Annotated in this window: 18 protein-coding genes; 12 read left to right on the top strand and 6 right to left on the bottom strand. The window is 45.9% G+C overall.

Annotated features, from left to right (window positions below; translation table 11 throughout):
• The first annotated feature begins 1 nt into the window (after position 1).
• Positions 2–895, top strand: coding sequence for an acetylglutamate kinase (argB, locus tag MGMO_RS15045; RefSeq protein WP_023495917.1), 894 nt, complete (start codon positions 2–4; stop codon positions 893–895).
• Between the two features lie 10 nt (positions 896–905).
• Here argB and MGMO_RS15040 read toward each other — a convergent pair whose 3' ends face one another.
• The 3 genes from MGMO_RS15040 to proC all read right to left on the bottom strand — a co-directional run bounded on the left by MGMO_RS15040 (position 906) and on the right by proC (position 3,475).
• Positions 906–1,877 carry a DUF4124 domain-containing protein gene (locus MGMO_RS15040; RefSeq protein WP_023495916.1) on the bottom strand — a complete coding sequence of 324 codons (972 nt, stop codon included), beginning with the start codon at positions 1,875–1,877 and terminating at the stop codon, positions 906–908.
• 198 nt (positions 1,878–2,075) lie between these two features.
• The gene (locus tag MGMO_RS15035; RefSeq protein ID WP_023495915.1) at positions 2,076–2,651 is read right to left on the bottom strand and encodes a YggT family protein; all 576 of its coding nucleotides are present in this window, start codon (positions 2,649–2,651) and stop codon (positions 2,076–2,078) included.
• Positions 2,648–3,475 (bottom strand): pyrroline-5-carboxylate reductase, encoded by an 828-nt coding sequence (gene proC / locus MGMO_RS15030; protein WP_023495914.1) that lies wholly within the window; start codon positions 3,473–3,475, stop codon positions 2,648–2,650. Before proC ends, MGMO_RS15035 begins: the two co-directional genes overlap by 4 nt.
• A gap of 120 nt (positions 3,476–3,595) precedes the next feature.
• Between proC and MGMO_RS15025 the strand changes: the two genes are divergently transcribed.
• The 7 genes from MGMO_RS15025 (at position 3,596) to MGMO_RS14995 (ending at position 14,213) form a co-directional block, all read left to right on the top strand.
• Positions 3,596–4,588 carry an SPL family radical SAM protein gene (locus MGMO_RS15025; RefSeq protein WP_023495913.1) on the top strand — a complete coding sequence of 331 codons (993 nt, stop codon included), beginning with the start codon at positions 3,596–3,598 and terminating at the stop codon, positions 4,586–4,588.
• Positions 4,576–5,325 carry an SDR family oxidoreductase gene (locus MGMO_RS15020; protein WP_023495912.1) on the top strand — a complete coding sequence of 250 codons (750 nt, stop codon included), beginning with the start codon at positions 4,576–4,578 and terminating at the stop codon, positions 5,323–5,325. Before MGMO_RS15025 ends, MGMO_RS15020 begins: the two co-directional genes overlap by 13 nt.
• Before the next feature lie 210 nt (positions 5,326–5,535).
• Positions 5,536–6,057, top strand: coding sequence for a disulfide bond formation protein B (locus tag MGMO_RS15015; RefSeq protein WP_023495911.1), 522 nt, complete (start codon positions 5,536–5,538; stop codon positions 6,055–6,057).
• Positions 6,058–6,125: 68 nt separating this feature from the next.
• Positions 6,126–7,040 carry a class I SAM-dependent methyltransferase gene (locus MGMO_RS15010; RefSeq protein ID WP_023495910.1) on the top strand — a complete coding sequence of 305 codons (915 nt, stop codon included), beginning with the start codon at positions 6,126–6,128 and terminating at the stop codon, positions 7,038–7,040.
• 249 nt (positions 7,041–7,289) lie between these two features.
• A complete protein-coding gene (locus MGMO_RS15005) occupies positions 7,290–9,569 on the top strand; it encodes a primosomal protein N' (protein ID WP_023495909.1) in 2,280 nt (759 codons plus the stop codon).
• Between the two features lie 301 nt (positions 9,570–9,870).
• Positions 9,871–10,200 (top strand): hypothetical protein, encoded by a 330-nt coding sequence (locus MGMO_RS15000; protein ID WP_023495908.1) that lies wholly within the window; start codon positions 9,871–9,873, stop codon positions 10,198–10,200.
• A gap of 545 nt (positions 10,201–10,745) precedes the next feature.
• Positions 10,746–14,213, top strand: a complete 3,468-nt coding sequence (locus tag MGMO_RS14995; protein ID WP_023495906.1) for an AAA family ATPase — start codon at positions 10,746–10,748, stop codon at positions 14,211–14,213.
• Between the two features lie 339 nt (positions 14,214–14,552).
• On the opposite strand, the gene MGMO_RS20075 is transcribed toward MGMO_RS14995, so the two are convergent.
• The 3 genes from MGMO_RS20075 to MGMO_RS14985 all read right to left on the bottom strand — a co-directional run bounded on the left by MGMO_RS20075 (position 14,553) and on the right by MGMO_RS14985 (position 17,369).
• Positions 14,553–14,729, bottom strand: a complete 177-nt coding sequence (locus MGMO_RS20075; RefSeq protein ID WP_023495905.1) for a hypothetical protein — start codon at positions 14,727–14,729, stop codon at positions 14,553–14,555.
• 611 nt (positions 14,730–15,340) lie between these two features.
• Positions 15,341–16,705 carry a sensor histidine kinase gene (locus MGMO_RS14990; RefSeq protein WP_023495904.1) on the bottom strand — a complete coding sequence of 455 codons (1,365 nt, stop codon included), beginning with the start codon at positions 16,703–16,705 and terminating at the stop codon, positions 15,341–15,343.
• The gene (locus MGMO_RS14985; RefSeq protein WP_023495903.1) at positions 16,692–17,369 is read right to left on the bottom strand and encodes a response regulator; all 678 of its coding nucleotides are present in this window, start codon (positions 17,367–17,369) and stop codon (positions 16,692–16,694) included. The genes MGMO_RS14990 and MGMO_RS14985 overlap by 14 nt, the downstream gene beginning before the upstream one ends.
• A 155-nt stretch (positions 17,370–17,524) precedes the next feature.
• Between MGMO_RS14985 and MGMO_RS14980 the strand changes: the two genes are divergently transcribed.
• The 4 genes from MGMO_RS14980 to MGMO_RS21155 all read left to right on the top strand — a co-directional run.
• A complete protein-coding gene (locus MGMO_RS14980) occupies positions 17,525–18,175 on the top strand; it encodes a carbonic anhydrase (protein WP_023495902.1) in 651 nt (216 codons plus the stop codon).
• Positions 18,176–18,220: 45 nt separating this feature from the next.
• The gene (locus MGMO_RS14975; RefSeq protein WP_023495901.1) at positions 18,221–19,783 is read left to right on the top strand and encodes a SulP family inorganic anion transporter; all 1,563 of its coding nucleotides are present in this window, start codon (positions 18,221–18,223) and stop codon (positions 19,781–19,783) included.
• 154 nt (positions 19,784–19,937) lie between these two features.
• Positions 19,938–20,375, top strand: a complete 438-nt coding sequence (locus MGMO_RS14970) for a hypothetical protein (RefSeq protein WP_023495900.1) — start codon at positions 19,938–19,940, stop codon at positions 20,373–20,375.
• A gap of 71 nt (positions 20,376–20,446) precedes the next feature.
• Positions 20,447–20,579, top strand: a 133-nt coding sequence (locus MGMO_RS21155; RefSeq protein WP_407656533.1) for a cation-transporting P-type ATPase, incomplete at its 3' end; no start/stop codon positions are given.

Raw genomic sequence — 20,579 nt, 5'->3', positions numbered from 1 at the left:
AATGGAAGAACGAGAAGCTTATGTGATTGCTGATGTATTGATTGAGGCCTTACCTTACATCCAGCGTTTTAAGGGAAAAACGGTAGTCGTCAAATTTGGCGGCAATGCCATGGTTGATGAAGCCCTCAAAAACAGCTTTGCAAGGGATATTGTCTTGATGAAGCTGGTCGGCTTGAATCCGATTGTCGTCCATGGCGGCGGCCCCCAAATAGGGCAATTGCTGGCAAGGCTCGGCAAAACATCGGATTTTGTCGATGGCATGAGGGTGACCGACAGCGAAACCATGGACGTGGTTGAGATGGTGCTGGGCGGGCTGGTCAATAAGGAAATCGTCAATCTTATCAATCGAAATGGCGGCAAGGCGGTTGGCTTGACCGGTAAGGACGGCGATTTTATCCGTGCCAAGAAACTTCATATTGAAGCCAGGAATAAGCCGGACATTGAGCAACAGGAAATCATAGACCTTGGGTACGTTGGGGAAGTCAGCAGTATCGATCCTGCTGTGGTCAATATGCTGGGTTGTAGCGACTTTATCCCTATCATTGCACCTATCGGTGTTGGTGAAGACGGGCAATCTTATAATATCAATGCCGATTTGGTGGCAGGAAAAATAGCCGAGATATTGAAGGCCGAAAAGTTGATCTTATTGACCAATACCGCAGGTATCCTGGATAAACAAGGAAATTTATTGACCGGACTTACGCTGAAAGACATAGACAGCTTGATAGCGGACGGAACTATCTCAGGCGGTATGATACCTAAAACCCGCTGTGCCACCGATGCCATCAAGGGGGGCGTAAATCGGGTCCATATAATTGACGGCAGGGTTGAGCACGCCGTGTTGCTGGAGCTTTTTACCAACCAAGGTGTCGGTACACTATTGCTAAGCCGATAACATACGGCATTTAGTCCGATAAGCTAGATTCTAAGTAATTTCTAAAAGCGACCCTTATATCCTGTACTTTCTGGCTTGCGCATAATTCAACTCCGATGGATGAGTCGCGGCAACGAATATCCAGGAAAAGCTTCTGTTTCCGGTCACCCAAATCCACCTTGGAAATGGCAAGGCTTAAGTCATTATCGGTATCCGGTGTACGGCCCATAATCAATTTGCCAGACTCAATTTCAGGCTCCGTGCTGTTCGAACTGGTGGAATGTTTACTGATAAATTCGCCGGCGATTTTCCAGGCCTTTTCGCATTCCCTGTCATCGTTACACACATAAACGCCCAACTGGTTGGCGGCTTTAATTTCATCCTTCTGTTTTTGCAACCTATTCTGTTCGGCACTTTGGGTAAGTTGCTTGTATCGGGTAATGTCAGCATTAAATTCTTCGACCACTTTATTCTTTTTTTCGATATGTTGGCTGATCTTAACGTAAGCAAGTTGGCTTTCTTTTTCAGTGGCCTTGATTTCATCAAGCAACTGCTGCGGCACCTTTTCACCGTTCCTTTCATGGGTCGCCGCAGTTCGGTGTAGGGTTTCTAACTGGTTATCCAAGCGTTTTAAATTGCTGATGGACAGTTTTTGCTCTGTTTCCAGTTCTTGCAATTTGGCATTGTACGTATTTTGCAAATCTTCAAGCTTGTTGTAAGTGATCCGTAGTGCCTTATCGTGGAACATTTGCTGGGCGATAACCTTTTCCTGGGCTTCTTTCAATGCCTTCAGCAAGCGGTCGAGAGCTTCTTCAGACCTGTTTTTTGCCTTTTCAGTGACTTCAATTACCCGTCCTTGCTTGCTTAATTTTTCGCGGCGGAGTTGTGAATGCTCTGGCGGCACTTGATCAGAAAAGTAGGTGTTCCCTTTTTCATCCACCCATTTGTACATTTTGTTCGCATGCGCCATCTGACCAGCAAATAAGCCGAGAAAACAAGCCATAAAAATAGTTGTTGTTCGATTACATGTAAACATAAGTTACTTCACATTCAAGTGTTTTTACATTGGACGATTATAGGCTAGGTATAGCTAATTTTAAATCAAATTAAAAGACCCTAGGACGGTAATTTTTAACACTTTTTGTCGCTGTCATGCGTAAGATTAATGGGCATAGGTATTTGGCTGTTTAATGCATATAAATCAACTAATTAGGCTTGCCAGTTGATGAATGGGCGGTAAGATGACCATCTTGGTAAGCTGCAAAAGCATCAATGCGACCAAAGGTGACAAGTCTATACCTCCGAAATCAGGTATAAATTTGCGGCAAGTATCTAACAATGGTTCGGTAAGGCTGTGCAAGATGGATGCGGTCGCATTAAAACTGCCGGGATTTAACCAACTAAGGATGGCCCTCGCAAAGACCGCGTAAATAAATACGTTAATCAACAATGAAACCAGATTACCGAAAGAGAGCAAGGCTAATGCACCAATGCCGATGCTAAAACCTTTCAACATTAATATCAAAAAATCTGCCGACATTTGCAAAATGAGCGCTAAAACGATGGAAGAGGTGTCTATCTTTCCCATTGGCGGAATGTAGCGGCGCAAGATTTTTAATACTGGATGCGTGATTTTGACCAGGAATTGGGAGATCGGGTTATAAAACTCGGCCCGGCTCCATTGCAGCAAAAAGCGCAGCATAACGGCCAGGATGTACAGCGAAAATAAAGAGTCGATGATAAAAATGGCCGGATCGGTCATATAGTTTGCATTCATGTGTTAGCTTCCATTTGTTTGGACATTTCTATGGAGCGGTCTCTCGCCGCATGTAAGGCTAAGGAGACCAATTCATCAAAGCCGCCGCGCTCAAAAGTTTCTATCGCTTGCTGGGTGGTGCCGCCCGGTGACGTGACTCGCCTTCGCAATTCACCTGGTGACTCCGGCGATTCTAAGGCTATCTTGGCTGCGCCCAACGCGGTTTGTTGGATCAACAGGCGGGCGGTTGCCTCGCTTAAGCCCAATTCCACGGCGACTTTTTCCATTGCTTCCATTAGCAGAAAGAAATAGGCGGGGCCGCTACCGGAAACGGCGGTCACCGCATCCAGTTCGCTTTCATTTTGTACCCACAGCGCAATGCCGACAGCACGTAAGATGGTTTCCGCCAAATCGCGTTGTTCGGGACTGACCCTATCATTGGCATGAAGTGCTGTCGCTCCGGTCAAAACCAAGGCAGGCGTATTGGGCATACAGCGAACGATAGGCGTTTCTGGGCATAGCCACTTACGCAAACTGGCTTGCGTTATTCCGGCTGCGATTGATACGACCATTTGATTTGGCTGCAGGCAGTGGCAGATTTCCTTGGCGACTTGCGCCAAAATTTGCGGCTTGACTGCCAGCACCACCACGTCAACAGCCGCAATGACTTCCTTATTGCTTTGTGTCACGTTGATATTCAAATTGGCGGATAAGTTGGCCAAGGTCTCAGGGTTAATGTCCGACACCCAAAGCTGTTTGGGTTCATGACCGCTGGCGACCAAGCCATTAAGCAAGCTGGCCGCCATATTGCCTCCGCCGATAAAACCGATTTTAGTTGTTTTCATTTGTCCTACTGAGTTGGAAAGTTGACCTATTCTACCGAATATAAGGTCAGACCTGAAAATCACAAGCACATTGTTCATCGCCTGATGTGCTAAAGTAAGGCAAAAAGCCCAATCCACCTAATGATTGAAACGATTTACGTAGAAGAAAATATCCAACAACACCCGCGTACTCAAGATATTTTGACGCGTTTCCCTGTCGCCAGGAAAATTGTTTGTGGTCGCTACGGTGAAGTTTTCAATCCAAAAGCACAAAATTTTCGCTTGCAAAAACAAAAGCCTGCCTTGATTCTTGCAGAAAAGCACAAAAATTTTGCCCTGGAAACGCCCAAGGGTTACGGAATCGGCGCAAATCGGAATTTTTATTTTTCCCACATGCTCAATTGCCTGTACGATTGCCGCTATTGTTTTTTGCAAGGTATGTACCAATCGGCAAACTATGTGCTGTTTGTCAATTACGAAAACTTTCAGGACGACATCAGGTCGATTTGCGAAAGCCATCCTAAAGACGACATCCATTTTTTCTCAGGCTATGATTGCGACAGCTTGGCACTGGAACCTGTGACTGGATTTGCCGAACAATTCCTGCCGTTTTTTGCTTCTATTCCCAATGCTTGGATCGAATTAAGGACAAAAAGCACCCAAATCAGGACATTGATTAACCAAAAGCCATCATCCCATTGCATCGTCGCTTTCAGTTTGACGCCGGCTGAAATCGCCGCCAAAGTGGAAGACAAGGCCCCGACCTTGGAACGTCGGCTCGATGCGCTTAAAAAAATACAGCAACACGGTTGGCAAATAGGTCTACGATTCGATCCGCTGATCTACCAGACTGGCTACCAGCAGCAGTATCAACGGTTATTTGAACAAGTATTCGCCTTGGTCGAACTTAAACAATTGCATTCGGTCAGTTTAGGCGTATTCCGTTTGCCGGTATCATTTTACAAAAGAATCCATGCGCTTTATCCCGATGAAAAATTATTTGCCAGTCCTTTGGAACACCAAAATAGCATGGTTTCTTACCAAAAAGAGATAGAACAAGAAATGATGCAATTTTGTACGGAACAATTATTGGGCTATATTCCAGCCAGCAAATTTTTCCCATGTACGGCTTAAAGCGCACCGTTTTAGTGACTGGGGCCAGCTCAGGCATAGGGCGCGCTATCGCCAGGAATTTGCTGCAACAAGGGCATGAGGTTATCGGCGTAACCCGCGATTGCAGTAAGTTCAAACATAAGCGACAGAATTTCCATCCCGTGCGGCTCGACCTTAGTCAGTTACCAAAGTTGCCTCAGAAAATACGGGAATTGGAACAGAAATTTCCAGCCTTGGATGCCGTAATTTTTTCTGCTGGCGCGGGGCAGTTCGGATCGTTGGAGGAATTCTCCTACGCCCAAATCGAAGCCTTAATGGCCCTTAATTTCACCAGTGCCGTTTTTTTAACGCGAGCCTTGCTTCCATCCTTGAAGCGAAAGGCACGCGGCGACTTGATCTATATCGGCTCAGAGGCCGCATTAAAAGGCAGCCGTAAAGGCACAATCTACTGCGCCAGTAAATTTGCCTTGCGTGGCTTTACCCAAGCGTTGCGTGAGGAATGCAGCCCAAGTCAAGTCCGAGTTTGTCTCATTAATCCCGGCATGGTGCTTACCCCGTTCTTCGACCCATTATCATTTGCCCCTGGCGATGATAAAAGCAATTACCTGATACCAGAAGATGTGGCAGATGCGGTATCGTATGTCATTAACGCTAGGGCGCAAATGGTCATAGACGAAATCAACTTGAATCCGGCGAGCAAAGTGGTGAACAAGAAGCCTCCCTCTCGTGCGGGAGAGGGGCGGGGTGAGGAGCATTAAGCCTAAAAAATATTCAGGGATGCCTTATCCTGCCAATGCATTAAGGTAAAAGAAGAAAGCATCATTCCTGCACAGGGCGCTCGAAGGTTTAAAAATATCTTATGGGACAAACTGAATGAAGGCGTTATACAATTTACCCTGTATCCGTAACCATGACTTTTTCGGTTTGTATGCTTGTCATCAACAATTAGATTTTAGGGAATGTTAAGTATGTTAAGGTCGATATTAAGGTTGATAAGATTAAATCCACAATCCTGGTTTTTCTTAGGGTTCTGGGCTTGCGTGGGCTTGCTGTCTGCGGGGTATTATTTCCAGTTCGTCCAGAAGTTAGAACCCTGCCCCTTATGTATTTCGCAACGCATCGCCATTTTTCTAGCCGGTATTTGCTTTTTGTGCGCGGCCTGGCATAACCCAGGCCAAATCGGGACACGACGTTACGCCATTACCGGAGCCGTGATTGCGTTGATCGGCGGCGCCATTTCCACGCGTCATATCTGGATACAGCACTTACCTCCAGACCAAGTACCTGAATGCGGTCCAGGCCTAGATTATGTGTTGAACAATTTCCCGTTGTCGGAAACTATCAAGGTGATGTTAAGCGGTACGGGTGATTGCGCGGAAGTCAATTGGACATTCTTGAGTTTAAGTATGCCCACCTGGACGCTGATAGCATTTTTGACCCTGGCGGCAATAAGCCTTTTGCAATACTGGAATATCCAAGACAAGGAATAGTTATGGCAACAACAACGTGCATCTTCAATTAGCCGTACAACCCCACCCAAATTGAGACTTAAACTAAAATGAAAAAAAATCTGTTGGCGTTTTTGGTATTCATTCCGTTACTTTTTGCCCCTCTCTCATTATTTGCCGATGAAAAATCCAGCAACCACTCTTTAACCCAAATACTCAAAGGCAAGCACCGCTCAAAAGAGAATAAAGATCGCGACCAATACCGGCATCCAGAGCAAACATTAGCATTTTTTGATGTCAAGGCGGACATGACGGTGGTGGAGGTATGGCCCGGCAGCGGATGGTACACCGAAATTCTTGCCCCTTACCTTCGCGACAAAGGAAAACTGTACGCCGCACATTTTTCCCCCGACCACCCGACGACTTTCTCTAAAAATGGCCTGACCGCATTTCTTGGCAAGCTGCATAAAGAACCCAAACTGTATGATAAAGTCGAAGTCACCGTATTGCAGCCACCCCAGGAAGTGCAGATTGCCCCAGCCGGTTCGGCAGACCGCGTATTGACCTTTCGTAATGTCCACAATTGGATGAACAATGACCAAGCCGCCGCCGTTTTCAGTGCCATGTTCACCGCCTTGAAACCGGGTGGAATATTGGGCATAGTCGAACACAGGGGATCGTCAATTAAACCGCAAGACCCCAAGGCTGTCTCCGGCTACGTTAGCGAAGATTACATCATTGCCTTAGCCAGAAAAGCCGGTTTTGAGTTCCTGGCTAAATCTGAAGTCAATGCCAACCCCAAAGACACAAAAAACTACCCCGAAGGGGTCTGGACGTTGCCGCCTGTACTTAGGTTGAAAGACAAGGACAAAGCGAAATATCTTGCAATCGGCGAAAGTGACCGGATGACCATTAAGTTCGTAAAACCCCAGCCGAAATCGCTAGCCAGCTTCTTGCCCAGCCAGTTATTAGGTAGCATCGAACGTGCCAATTTGACCGATATACCCACTGTAATCCACAAATAGCACGAAATGTGACAATAAACAAGACCGCAAGCCCTGTTAAGCCAGTGATTTTTTATAAGCTTTTGATAAATATTATAAATAATTAACGCACCAAATCTGCGCAAGTTTAAAAAGTGTAATAAAAACCGACACTAATGGGCTTTCAAAAGAGCTTATCCACAAAGTTATCCACAGTTTATGTGGGTAACTTGAATTACTTTAGCGCTTAGAGTCACTTAGCTAAACAAGGTAATATTAATTTCAAACACTATGCCTAAGTTGCCGGATGCAACGCCACGTCTCATCTTAAAAGTGGCGATCCCCGTCCCACTTTACCGTCTCTTTGATTACTACGCACCGCCAGATGTCACTGAAAGTAGCCTTAGCCCCGGAATCCGCCTTGAAGTCCCTTTTGGCGCAGGGAAAAAAATCGCTTACCTGATTGAGGCTGGCACGAATAGCGAGATTGCACCCGAAAAGCTAAAACCCATCGTACGCATCCTAGATAGTAAATCGCTGTTGTCCACCAAAGACATCCGCTTACTGCACTGGGCAAGCCAATACTACCATCATCCCATAGGCGAGGTCTTTAGCTCCGCATTTCCGGCTACACTCCGTAGCGGAAAGACAGCCATTTTGCCGTTGCAACCCTGCTATGTCCTGACTGCGTTAGGGAAAGCAACAGATAGCGAACAACTTAAGCGATCACCCAAGCAACAAGCCCTATTGGCGTATTTTCAAAGCCATCACCCCGCTAGCCTGGTTGAAGCCGAACTGAACAACTGGGATAAAAACTGGCGACCTGCCCTAAAAGCCCTTTTAGCAAAATCCTTGATTGCAAATACAGCCGCAAAGATCGCTTACATTCCACAGCTCAGTGGAGTAAATGCGCACAATACAAAATCATCTTTCAACGAAGCCACCCAAGAAGATAAAGGCAAACTGCAATTAAACCCAGAACAACAAATAGCCATAGCTGCCGTTATCGGCGAACTGGGAAAGTTTGCGGTATTTTTACTGGAAGGCATAACGGGCAGCGGCAAAACGGAAGTCTACATGCAGGTTATTCGCACCGTGCTGGAACGTGGGCAGCAAGTGCTGGTGCTGGTGCCGGAAATCAATCTTACGCCACAACTGGAAGAACGCTTCCGGCAACGGTTTTCTGTGGCCATGACCTTATCGCACTCAAACTTGACCGATAAGCAACGGCACGCAGCATGGCTGAACATGCAACAAGGCATGAGCGCCATTTTGTTGGGTACGCGCTCCGCCTTGTTCACGCCGATGAAAAGACCGGGTTTGATTATCTTGGACGAAGAACACGACACCTCTTTTAAACAACAAGAAGGCTTCCGCTTTTCCGCCCGCGATGTCGCCATTATGCGCGGTAAATTGCTTAACATTCCTGTGTTGTTAGGTTCGGCAACACCATCGCTGGAAAGCTTGCACAACGCCTATCAACAACGCTACCGACACCTAGTCTTGTCGCAACGCGCTGGCAGTGCGGTCGAGCCAACGCTGCATTTGTTGGACATCCGAAACAAAAAGCTGCATCACGGACTTTCCGAAGCATTAATCAACGAACTCCGAAAGGTTTTGGCAAGCGGGGAACAGGTGCTAATCTTTTTAAACCGCCGTGGCTTTGCCCCAACACTGATTTGTCATGCTTGCGGCTGGGTGGCGCGATGCCGACATTGCGATGCCAACCTGGTTATCCACAACTACGAGAAGCTGCTGCGCTGTCACCACTGCGGACGTGAACAGCGTTTGCCGCCTTTGTGCCCCGCCTGCAAGACGGGAGGTTTGATGCCATTAGGCCTGGGGACAGAACGGGTTGAAGGCGCACTACGCGAATTATTTCCTGATAAAACCCTGGTACGGCTGGATCGCGACACTACCCAGCGCAAAGGTTCGTTGGAACGCTACCTTGTCCAAATTAACGACGGTAAAGCCGACATCATCCTCGGTACCCAAATGCTCGCTAAAGGCCACCATTTCCCCAATGTGACACTGGTTGCCATTGTCGATGTGGACAGTGGCTTGTTTAGCATCGACTACCATGCCACAGAACGGCTCGCACAAATGATTACCCAAGTTTCAGGCCGCGCCGGACGCGCCGAAAAGTCCGGTAGGGTCATCCTGCAAACCCGCCATCCAGACCACGCCTTACTCAACACCCTTATCCGTGAAGGTTACCGCCGCTTTGCCGATATTGCCTTGGTAGAGCGACAACATGCCTTATTGCCACCGTTCAGTTACCAAGCCCTGCTCAGGGCGCAAGCGGACAACGCCAACATGCCGTTAGCCTTCCTGCAAGCCGTCGCAACATTAGCCAAAATGCATAAATCAGGCCAAATTCAAATATTGGGGCCCGTCGCCGCCCCTATGGAAAAACGCGCCGGATTGTACCGCTATCAATTGCTATTCCAGTGCGACAAACGCAGTGAATTGCAAAAATGCCTGGCCGAACTCATCGCGAATATCGACAGTGTCGCGTATGCCAAAAAAATCCGTTGGAGTTTGGATGTGGATCCAGTAGATTTGTATTGATGCGTTGAAAAACGCTCACACACAACCTTCTTGGCGCTTGCGCTTACTTTGCCTATTGGCCCCATTTCTGTAATTTTGTATGCGGCTGGAGAGGGGACTTAAGCGGCAGGTGTCTAACCCGTAAGGCGCTTACGAAATAGGGGCATGTTCCAAATCTAAATAGCTCCACAGGTCTAATTAACCACAGACCATTAATCTTCTGTTCAGTTTTTTAAGGCTATAGTTTGAGCCAGTTGTTTTGGCCTTTGTCAGCAATGTTTGTTTTCACCCCGCCTTTTTAATTTTAACTAAGGAGAGCTATATGACCCTATCAAACAAAATCTTTCACCTCGCCGCGATGATATTGGCGTTGAACTGTTTGCCCCAGGCTATCGCCGGCGTTAACACCCCAGGCATAGACCAACGCCAAGAAAACCAAGAAGAACGCATTGAGCAAGGTGTCAGCTCTGGGCGTTTAACTCAAGGGGAAACGAACAGGCTGGAAGCACAGCAAGACCGCATCGAAAATGCCGAAACCAGGGCCAAAGCCGATGGTTTAGTAACCCCTGCCGAACGTAGGCACTTAAGGGCAAGGGAAAATATAGCAAGCCGTAACATTTACCGCAAAAAGCATAACTTTCGGCATCAATAAGTCGGGTTGGGTTGTAAAACCGGCAGGGAAAAGGCGATACAACCCAGTCTATACCGCACCACCTAGATAACCCGGTGGGTTTCTCTTTTTCGTCTTTGGTCGGTGCATTCTCGATGATGTTGGCGGATCAGCCGGACTTTTCTCGCCGTCATGCTGGCAATTTTAGACAGCGATTTGATGTTTGGCCCAGGATAAGCGGCAAAACTCCTTCATCAAATCAATGAAATGACTGAACCCTTCCGATTTGGGGCGGAGTTCGCCGATTGTGGTTTCAGCAAGCTGGATGCGGGTGACTTGTCAGCCGTTGCGGAAAACGAATTTCCAGATAATGGGTGATAATCAGGTTATTCAGTGAATTCCTAACACGCTGATTTATTTCCCCGTGGTGGTTTTGGACTTCGTTCATGCCCCGTCCTTGTTTGTTTTTTTGTAGGGACTATAGCATTTTGTGCTTATCATCGCTTGAACAGGAAAAATTTATCGCACAAGGCTATAATGCAAGCAATTGAAAACCTAGACCCTTGTTTGTGCAGAAATAACAACGTGTGAAAATACTTAATCTCTATTTCAAGAATATAAATTCCCTTGAAGGCGAAAACCGGATCGATTTTGAACAGTCGCCGTTCACCGATACGGGGGTTTTTGCAATTACCGGGCCTAACGGGTCTGGTAAGTCCAGCATCTTGGATGCGGTTACACTGGCGCTGTATGGCGAGACTTTCCGCTTTGATAAGCCTGCCCAGCATATCATCACCCAACACGCCAACGAGAGTTTTTCGCAGATCGAGTTTGCCTTCGGTGCAGATAAGTACCGTTCTAGCTGGCATGTTAAGCGCGAAGGCAGCAGTCCTTGGGGTGAGGTGATGCCGTCGGAAATGCAATTGGTACGCCTGAATAACGGGGAAGAAACAATCGCCACGACACCGCAACAAGTTTGCGCCAGCTTAGTTGACATTACGGGCATGAATTTCCGCAATTTTACCCGTTCAATCCTGCTTGCCCAAGGCGACTTTGCCGCGTTCCTGAATGCCTTGGATACAGAGCGCATGGACATCCTGGAAAAAATCATCAGCACGGATATTTATGCAGACTATAAGCAGGAAGTTACCGACAAGCTGGCCGAAGCACAAAAAAAACTCAGCTTCTTACAAGAGGATTTGGCGTCTGTGCCACTCATTGAGCCGGAATCCCTGGAAGCCTGTGAGTTAGATTTGGCTGATTTCAGTGAGCAAACGGCGGATTATCAGGAAGAAATCAATCGGTTAAAAGCCCAACAAGCCGTATTGGCAGAGACTGCTGGCATTAGAGGTCAGGTTGCATCCCTGGAAACGAAATTGCAAGCAGCCATCACTCAACGGATGGCAGTACAAAAAAAGTTGGATCAGTTGGCCGCTGCCGAAAACGCAAAGGATTTTAAGGATGATATCCACGCTATCAAACAAAAGCAGCAGGCACTCGCTCAGGAGAATTCCGCACTGTCGGCTTTGCGGAATGAACTCAGGCAAATAGAAAGTACACTGGCTTTGCCCGGTTATGATATGGCTGCTTTGGCCCAGCAAGATTTGGCAAACAAGCCAGAATCGTTCACCGAGCAAAAACAAGCCATCGATACGATAAGAAACCAAGTCAACCTGTTTAATGCCAATTGGCAATCTGAAATTATTTTGCTGCGGTCTTTGTCCACTCAGATCGTCGAAAGACAAGCGGCATTAGACGAGGTAACGGCATGGTTGGAAGAGCATGCTATAGATAAACCCTTGGCGGAAAACTTCCCTGAACTAGAACGATTAAAAAACCTGCGGACAACCCTAGATGAATTAGACGAGAAAAAGAAAGTGCTAGGCAAGTGGTCAAAATCCACCCATACGGCATTACAGAAAAATAAGGGCAATATTGACAAGAAAAACGCTAGACTGGCGCAGCTTAATAAAAATCTGGGGCAAGAGGAAAAAAATCTGGCTGACCTTGCCCAAGGCAACACTTTGGAGCAAATCGAAGAATTGCAAGCAGAACAAAAAGAGCGGGTCAAAGCGTTTGAGGAATTGGTTAACTTGGCGGTTGCCAATGAAAAATTGACACCACAGACATCCTTCTTCTTTAGTTTACTAGGCAAAAAATCTGCCCCTGATCGCGATGCAGAAGAATTGGAAGTCGAACTTGAAGCATTAAAACACCAACAAAAACAAGAAGAAAATATCCGTTTGGCGTTGGAAAGGTCAGTCTTTAATGATGCGTTGCTGGCCCGTATGTCACAAGATCGCGCCCATCTTATTGATGGTAAACCGTGCCCTTTGTGCGGTTCCACTGACCACCCTTACGCGAAAGGCTCGCCTGCACCGGCGAATTCCCAACAAGCTTTGTTGGATCAGCGCATAAAAATAAAACGCTTGACCGTCAAGTTAAGCGAGCTTGCAGAACAAGTTAAGTTGGCACATCGCTACGCAGAAAGGGGCCAAGCCAGGAATGATCAACTAAAACAGTTAAAAGCCCGGTGGTTTGCGCTGTGCAACCAACTCAATGTCGCCAGCACGGACATGGACATCAAGAAGACAGGCATGATGAAACGGTTACTGGCAACCGAATCCACCGACCTGAAAAATATAGCCATATTATTGACCAAGTACAAAGGCAGCCAAAGAAGGATAGCTAAACTAAGGGCAGCTATCGAGAAAAATACCGCCGCACTTGGGCAATTGCAAACCGTCTTGCAAACAATAGATACAGAATGGCAAACTGAACCGCAACGGATGGCGGAAGCCGAAACCGAAAATACCAACGTGTCGCTCGAAGAACGCGAACTGGCTGCGGCGCTGACCGGGCAATTGTTGCAACTGGGTGAAAGTTTGCCCACAAAAGGCAAAGAGAATGCCCTGCTTGAACGCCTTATTAGCCGTCGCCAGGATTACGAAAGTTATGCTTTCCGTAAAAAAGACCTAACGGACGAATTAAACATCCTCGTGTCAAAACAAGCCGCTGGGCAAGCGCAAATTGATTCCTATAAAGAGCGTCTGGATCATTTCAACAGTCAGTTACATACCGAAGAAGTTGTTGGCTTGCACTTGGCTTTAGTTGAGAAACAGAAATTTATTGCGGATAAGGAGCAAGTTACTAGGCAATTGCAATCCGAATTGGAAACCTTGGACAAAGCCATTGCCGACAAAATGCAAGGATCGCAATTTTCGAGCTTGGAAGAGATCGGCCAAATTCTGGAATTGATGGACAGCCAGCATGAATTTATTGAGCAAAAAGCAAGTTTGGATGAGGATGTGACCCAATGGGAGGCAGAACTGGACAAGCTTAATTTGCAACTGGAAAGCCACAAAGGTGAAGGCAAGCCGGAGCTGACAGATGAAGACATCGAATATGACGTAAAGACCATCAGAGAAAAAATGGAACTGGCGGAACTGGAGGCACGGCGTTTGGAAACCATCGTCCGCGAACAAAAACAGTATAAGGAAAAACAGGCCGCTATCCTGGCGCAATTGGAAAGCCAGCAAGCGTCAGTTCACCAAGCAAGTGCCGAAGTTGCTGAAATATCGGCACAAAATGGTATGGCTTTCCGCCGTCGTGTTCAGGAGCGCATGGTGGAAAGGCTGTTGTCCCAAACCAATGCGATGCTGGAAAAAATCAGCGGGCGCTACTACGTCCGTCAAAAACTCACGGATAGAGGGCTGGCGCTGGAAATCGAAGACACGTATCAAGGCAATGTCCGGCGTTTGCCCAAAACCTTGTCCGGTGGCGAAAGTTTTATCGTCAGTTTGGCTTTGGCGTTGGGGCTTTCGGAGCTGGCCAATAACGGCAGATCGGTGGATTCCCTGTTTTTGGATGAAGGTTTCGGCAACCTGGATGCAGAAACGCTTTACACCGTTATCAATACCCTGGAAGGCCTCCGGGCGCACGGCAAGACTGTGGGTGTTATCTCCCATGTAGAAGCTGTACAGAAACGCTTTAAAGCACAATTGCAATTGGTCAAAAAACCAAACGGACTAGGTGAATTGCGGAAAGTGTCTTGAGCCAGCAATATTCCTTGATTAGATCCTTCTGATAAATCAACAACCCGACCTAAGTTCAAGCATTGAGTTGCCGTTCGTCCTGAGTTTGTCATAGGAAACCTGCCGAAGGGTTGGGGCATGAACAGAATTCACCTGTACAAAGCGCCCCTAATTAGGCCATGTTGCGCCAAAAAATTGCAGTAAGACAAATATGGTCACTTTTTGATCATTTTTGTATTGCATTTTAATAGCTAAATCACCTGTCAGTAACGGCTAAAATTTCGTAACTTAATGATTATTAATTAATAATAAATAAAATTAAAAAATATTTAAAATCTGGCATTTATATTGCTTTAATAATTACATACGCAGATTGCGTGTGTTAGCTCCTCGTGGTAAAGCTGCTTTTTTAAGCACAAGCGCATTATCCCCTTCTCCTCGTAGGATAATGCGCTTTTTTTTACCCAAAATTTGCCCATCCGCCCTAAAAGCTTCTCCTGTGTGCATATTATCATCAAAAAAGCCATCCAAAATCATACGAAAAAAGTCGCTAAAAATTATTCAAACCAGTCACTCACGGCTTCATTTTGTCTTGCTTACCAACTGGCAATTGCGACCCACAGGAGACAGTGGGGGAAGATGCCCAATGGCCCCAGAAAGCAGGCCTTCACGGATTTAGTGTAAGAACTCCGTCTAATCAACAAAATCAATTCAACCTCTCTTCATCTATTTACTGACGAAGCCAGTCTTTCCCTTTCGTTACCCATTAAATGGAATCCATTTCCCGATACCCTCTACCTACAACTAAAGGAATTATTTTGGGGAGAATTCACTTTTAGTTGCTTCTCAATTGCAGCTAGTCGCCAATGTCATTTTTTGCCCGGATTAAATAAGGCTAAATTGACCCCAAACTGTCTCTGACAGACAGGATCTAAAATTTTCTCAATAGCGGACTTCCATAATTAATTACCATTGTTGGGCTTGAGACACTAAGTCGTTCGGTAAGACGGGTCACCTGTCATACTAGAATTATTAGTGTTGCCAGATTTCTTTACGATCCAACAATTTTAGTCCGCTGTGTTTATGTATACTTCTTTATTCATTTTTCTAAAATACCGTAAATAACCCTAGAAATTCTTACAACTAACTTACTCAAATACCAATACGATACGTGTGCCACCTAAAGAATTCTTTTGGCTAAGTACAAGCAGTGCTTTATGCAAATCGGCAATTTCCTTAACGATAGCTAAACCCAATCCACAGCCATTACCCGGACTGTCCGGGATACGGTAAAAGCGCTCAAAAATTTTATTTTTTTCATAGTCAGGAATGCCAGGGCCATCGTCTTCCACGGTCAAGATCGGGCTAGGCGATCGTTTAAGACTGACAAGAATATTCCCGTTTTTGTGACCATAAGAAATGGCATTGTCTAGCAAATTTGCCAGCAATTCGCGCAGCAATACTTCATCGCCGCGAACAAAAATGGCGGGTTCGGAGCATTCCAGGCTCAAATCCATCTGGCGATGCAAAGCCTTAGGTGCCCAGTCAATACAAGTTGTTTTGACCAATTCGTATAGGTCAAGCGGTTTCAATTCGTTCATACCGTCGATAGGTCCTGATTTTGCCAGAACCAGTAACTGCGTAACGGTATGCGATAATCTATCGGCGCAACTCTGCATTTGTGTAAGTGCCGGTTTTATCGCAGCCAAGTCTTGTTCGCGCAGCGCCCGTTCCGCCTGAATAACCAGTCCGGCTAAAGGCGTGCGCAATTGATGCGCGGCGTTGGCAATAAAGCGTTGTTGGGCTGTAATGGCTTCTGCCAATCGTTTCAGCAAATCATTGATGGTGTCGGTTAGTGCCCGTACCTCGACAAACACATGCGCTTCCGCTATCGGGCTTAAATCGCGGGGCGAGCGTTGTGCGATTTCAGCTGCAAGAATATTCAACGGTTTTAAACCTCGTTTTAAGCCTACCAGTAAATACAAACAGGCAAACAAAACCAGAACAATTTGCGGTATTAGGTCGGCCAATAATATATCTGTCATCATTGCCTTGCGCTTATTCAACGTTTCGGCGACATGAACAAAAAACCGGTCTTGAGTGTCTTTCCGGAACACCTGCATGGACACGATCCGAACGGGTTCGCCATGAATTTCAGCCTTAAAAAAAACCGGATTCGACTGGTCTTCCTGATTTAAGGCTTCGGGTACGAAACTGTCGCCCGCGATCATGCCCTGTTCTGCCGAACTGATTTTAAAATAGGTTTTATCCAAATCATCCCATTTAAAGATCTCCAAAGCGGCGTGCGGTAATTCGACCTGCACTTGAGCCTCTTTGATTTTGATTTCCTGAGCCAATGAGCGGGCCGAATCCAGCAGCCAGCGGTCATAGGTTTTATCGACATAATGCAGCGTGACAAAATAGGATAAAACCGTTTCCAGAGCGACAAAAAATATGAGCGGTATAATCAGGCGAAGCAGGATTTCGGATTTAAGACTTTTATTTTTCGTCACCGGCGGTCTCCAGTAAATACCCCAGTCCGCGCACGGTTCTGATCACGGCACCATAAGGTTCGATGCGTTTTCTAACCCGGTGGATGTAAACTTCGATGGCATTGTCGGCGAGCGCATCGCCGTCCGCTGCCAAGCGTTGCGCCAGCCTATCCTTACAAACGACTTTTCCGGCCTGTAGCAACAATATTTCCAGTACATCATACTCGCGTGCCGATAGCATCATCGGCTGGCCGTCGGCCAGAATCTGATGGTCAAGGGTGTTCAAGATCAGCCGCCCAATCTCGATATCATTGCGGAAGCCGCCGTAGCAGCGCCTTATCAAGGCATGTATTCTGGCTTCCAGTTCTCTGAGTTCAAAGGGTTTGGCCATATAGTCATCGGCGCCTTGCTCTATACCTTGGATTCTATCGTTAATGCCGTCGCGAGCCGTTAAAATCAGGATCGGTACAGGCACTTTACGCAGCCGTAATTTACGCAATAACTGCAATCCGTCCATGTCCGGCAATCCCAAATCCAACACGATCAGGTCGAAATCTTGCGCCAGCATTATATGTTCGGCATAAGCGCCGGTTGTCGCACCAGTTACCGAGTAACCGCTGTTGCTCAAGGTATAAACCAATCCATCCGCCAAAACGGCATCGTCTTCTACTAGCAAAATGTTCATTTATCCGATTAGTTTTCCGTGAAAGGTTCTTGAAAGGTTCGGCATATAAAATGATGCCATGTTAAGTCTGTTGCATGGTTCGGATCAAAGCGTCATCAGTCTGAAAGAGTAACACTAAAAATTAGTCACAACTTGAATTACCTATCGGATGTATTATGAAATCATTTGAAAAATTATTGTTGGAAAATAAAGCCTGGGCCGAAGAAAAAAAATCGGTCGATCCGGCTTTTTTTTCCGAAATGGCAAAATCACAAACGCCGGAATTTCTCTGGATAGGCTGTTCCGATAGCCGCGTTCCTGCGGAAATCATCGTCAATGCCAAACCCGGTGAAATTTTTATTCATCGCAATATTGCTAATCAGGTGATCGAGACCGATTTTAATAGCCTGAGCGTTCTGCAATATGCGGTTTCAGTGCTGCAAATCAAACATATCATAGTGTGCGGACATTACAATTGCGGCGGAATTAAGGCGGCATTGGCCAAACAACGCGGAGATCTGGTTATTACCAATAAGTGGTTGATGCATATAAAGGATATTTATCGATTCCATAGAAAGGAGATAGATGCCTTAGCAACCGAAGAACAACGTATTAATCGATTAGTCGAGCTCAATATTATCGAACAAGTACACACTATATCTCATACGTCAATTATTCAAAACGCCTGGCAAAAGTATCATCGCCCGGTCATTCATGGGTGGGTGTATGGATTGTCCGATGGTTTGCTCAACCCCCTAATTACCCTTTACCCTGATGCCAACATAGATAATATCTATAAATATGACTTTCAAACAGAACAGTTGTAGTGACAACTTAATGTATGGCCCATTTTTGTTTGAAGGATATATCAAATGATACATAAGCATATAAACTACTATGTAAAGCATTTAAAATACGACATTCCTGCCGGAATAGTCGTATTTTTGGTCGCATTACCGCTTTGTCTAGGAGTTGCTTTAGCCTCCGGGGCGCCGCTATTCTCGGGGCTAATCGCCGGCATGGTGGGTGGAATATTCATATCCTGGGCTAGCGGTTCACAGCTCAGTGTCTCAGGGCCGGCAGCCGGGTTGACCGTTATCGTATTTAATGCCATTGAGGCTTTGGGCAGTTTTCCAGGTTTTCTAGTTGTCGTTGTGCTTGCCGGTATCTTCCAGCTTTTCTTGGGCATCTCAAAGGCGGGAGTCATCAGTGCTTATTTTCCTTCTTCCGTGATCAAGGGCATGCTGGCGGCGATCGGCTTAATCCTGATCATGAAGCAAATGCCTCATGCGGTTGGTTACGATGCGAGTTTTGAAGGCGACGAAAGCTACATGCAGGAAACAGCCCTATCGACTATCCAGGAATTATTGGGGGCGTTAAATTCTATTTCACCTGGAGCAACTCTTGTTAGTGTGGTGGCTTTGTTGATATTGATGCTTTGGGAAACGGCTTTTGTTAAACGCATTACATTGTTAAGATCGATTCCTGGCGCATTGATCGTTGTTATCTGGGGGGTAGCATACAATGCTACTGCATTGCAGCTGCTGCCTGACTGGGCTATTTCGGAAAAACATTTGGTGTCCTTGCCGGTAACGGCTAACCCCGCAGATTTTGTTCAACTATTTACTTTCCCGGACTTTACCTTTCTGGCTAAACCCAAGGTTTATACGATTGCAATCACTTTGGCCATCATTGCCAGTTTGGAGACGCTCTTAAGCCTTGAAGCAGTCGATAAAATAGACCCTTTGAAACGTGTCGCGCCGACCAATCGGGAATTAAAAGCCCAAGGCGTCGGTAACATAATCAGCGGCCTGATTGGGGGACTGCCAATCACTGCTGTGATAGTGCGTAGCGCTGCCAATGTCAATGCCGGAGGGCAGAGTAAAGTATCAGCTTTCGTACACGGTCTCTTACTGGTCGTCAGCGTCATGTTTTTTGCCCGTTTTCTGAATCACATTCCGCTGTCCTGTCTGGCAGCGATTCTGCTGCAAACCGGCTATAAACTGGCAAAGCCAAAATTATTCCTCGAGTTTTTCCATAAAGGCTGGAATCAGTTAATACCCTTTGTAGCCACCATCGTGGCGATTCTGTTAACTGACTTGTTAAAAGGTATTGTAGTTGGTATTTTGATCGGTTTGTATTATGTCATTCGGGCAAATCACCATGCCGCTATTTCGCTGACTCGGTCAGAGAATAACTATTTAATAAGATTGAATAAGGATGTCACCTTTCTTAACCGAGCGCTATTGAGAAGTTTTCTCGACCAAGTTGAGGAAAACAGCTTTCTAATTATCGACGGTTCGAAATCGCGATTTATTGACCATGATATTCTCGAAACCATCGAAGACTATTTGCAAAGTGCACCCGACGATAATATAAAAGTTGAAACTCGAGATTTGCAAGGCAAAGAAAAAATTCAATACACGAATAATTAAGCCATGATGCATCCATATTAATGTAGAGAAAAAATACGATTTGAGTCCTTGGCAATTTCTTAGACCGAACTGTTTCCATCTGTGAAATGTTTGATAACTGAACACTTAAATAAAGCCTTGGCTTAACAAAAGAAATATGTTGGTGGGGGATTAAATGTTTTTGATCAATAACGTTGAAAAAATCATTACCTGGTTTGTTTTGTTATTTGCCTTACTGTCTTTCTACGACACACTTTTGGATTTATTGCTTTGGCTACTTCATTCTATCGTAGTGCTGCTCCATACGTTGTTCGAATTCACCGAACATGCTCTTGACTTACTTATTGAACATATTTTTCATACAGGTCCCCGGACTACTGAAATTACTGTCTTTTATCTAATGCTTACCATTTACGGCAGTATTGCTTTTAGATTGTTGAAAACCTTAACACGCTGGTATAGTAGATTTGTCGGGGCACTGGTTAGCAAATGGCATCATGAAAAAGAAAACGCATTGACCTATTGGCAAAATCAACCTTCGATTGAAAAATTTAAATTTGGATCAATCTTCATGGCCAGCACCGCCATTATGTTCCTATGGATCTTTAGCTAACTCACTTGAAAGGAAAAAAACTATCTTCTAGATGAACAGTTTTATAGTCTCAAATCATAATAAAGTCATGAATGATAAAAGCTAATAAGGCAACAAACAGTCGTCCCTGGCATTCACTTCCCCTTGATGCAATTTGTGATGCGTTAGCCAGTACAGAACAGGGGTTGAGCCAGCAAGAGGCTCAACAGCGGCTGACCCATTACG

Source organism: Methyloglobulus morosus KoM1 (assembly GCF_000496735.2).
Lineage (GTDB): Bacteria > Pseudomonadota > Gammaproteobacteria > Methylococcales > Methylomonadaceae > Methyloglobulus > Methyloglobulus morosus.
Note: the sequence above shows the minus strand (reverse complement) of the source record. Positions and strands in the feature narration are given on the sequence as shown.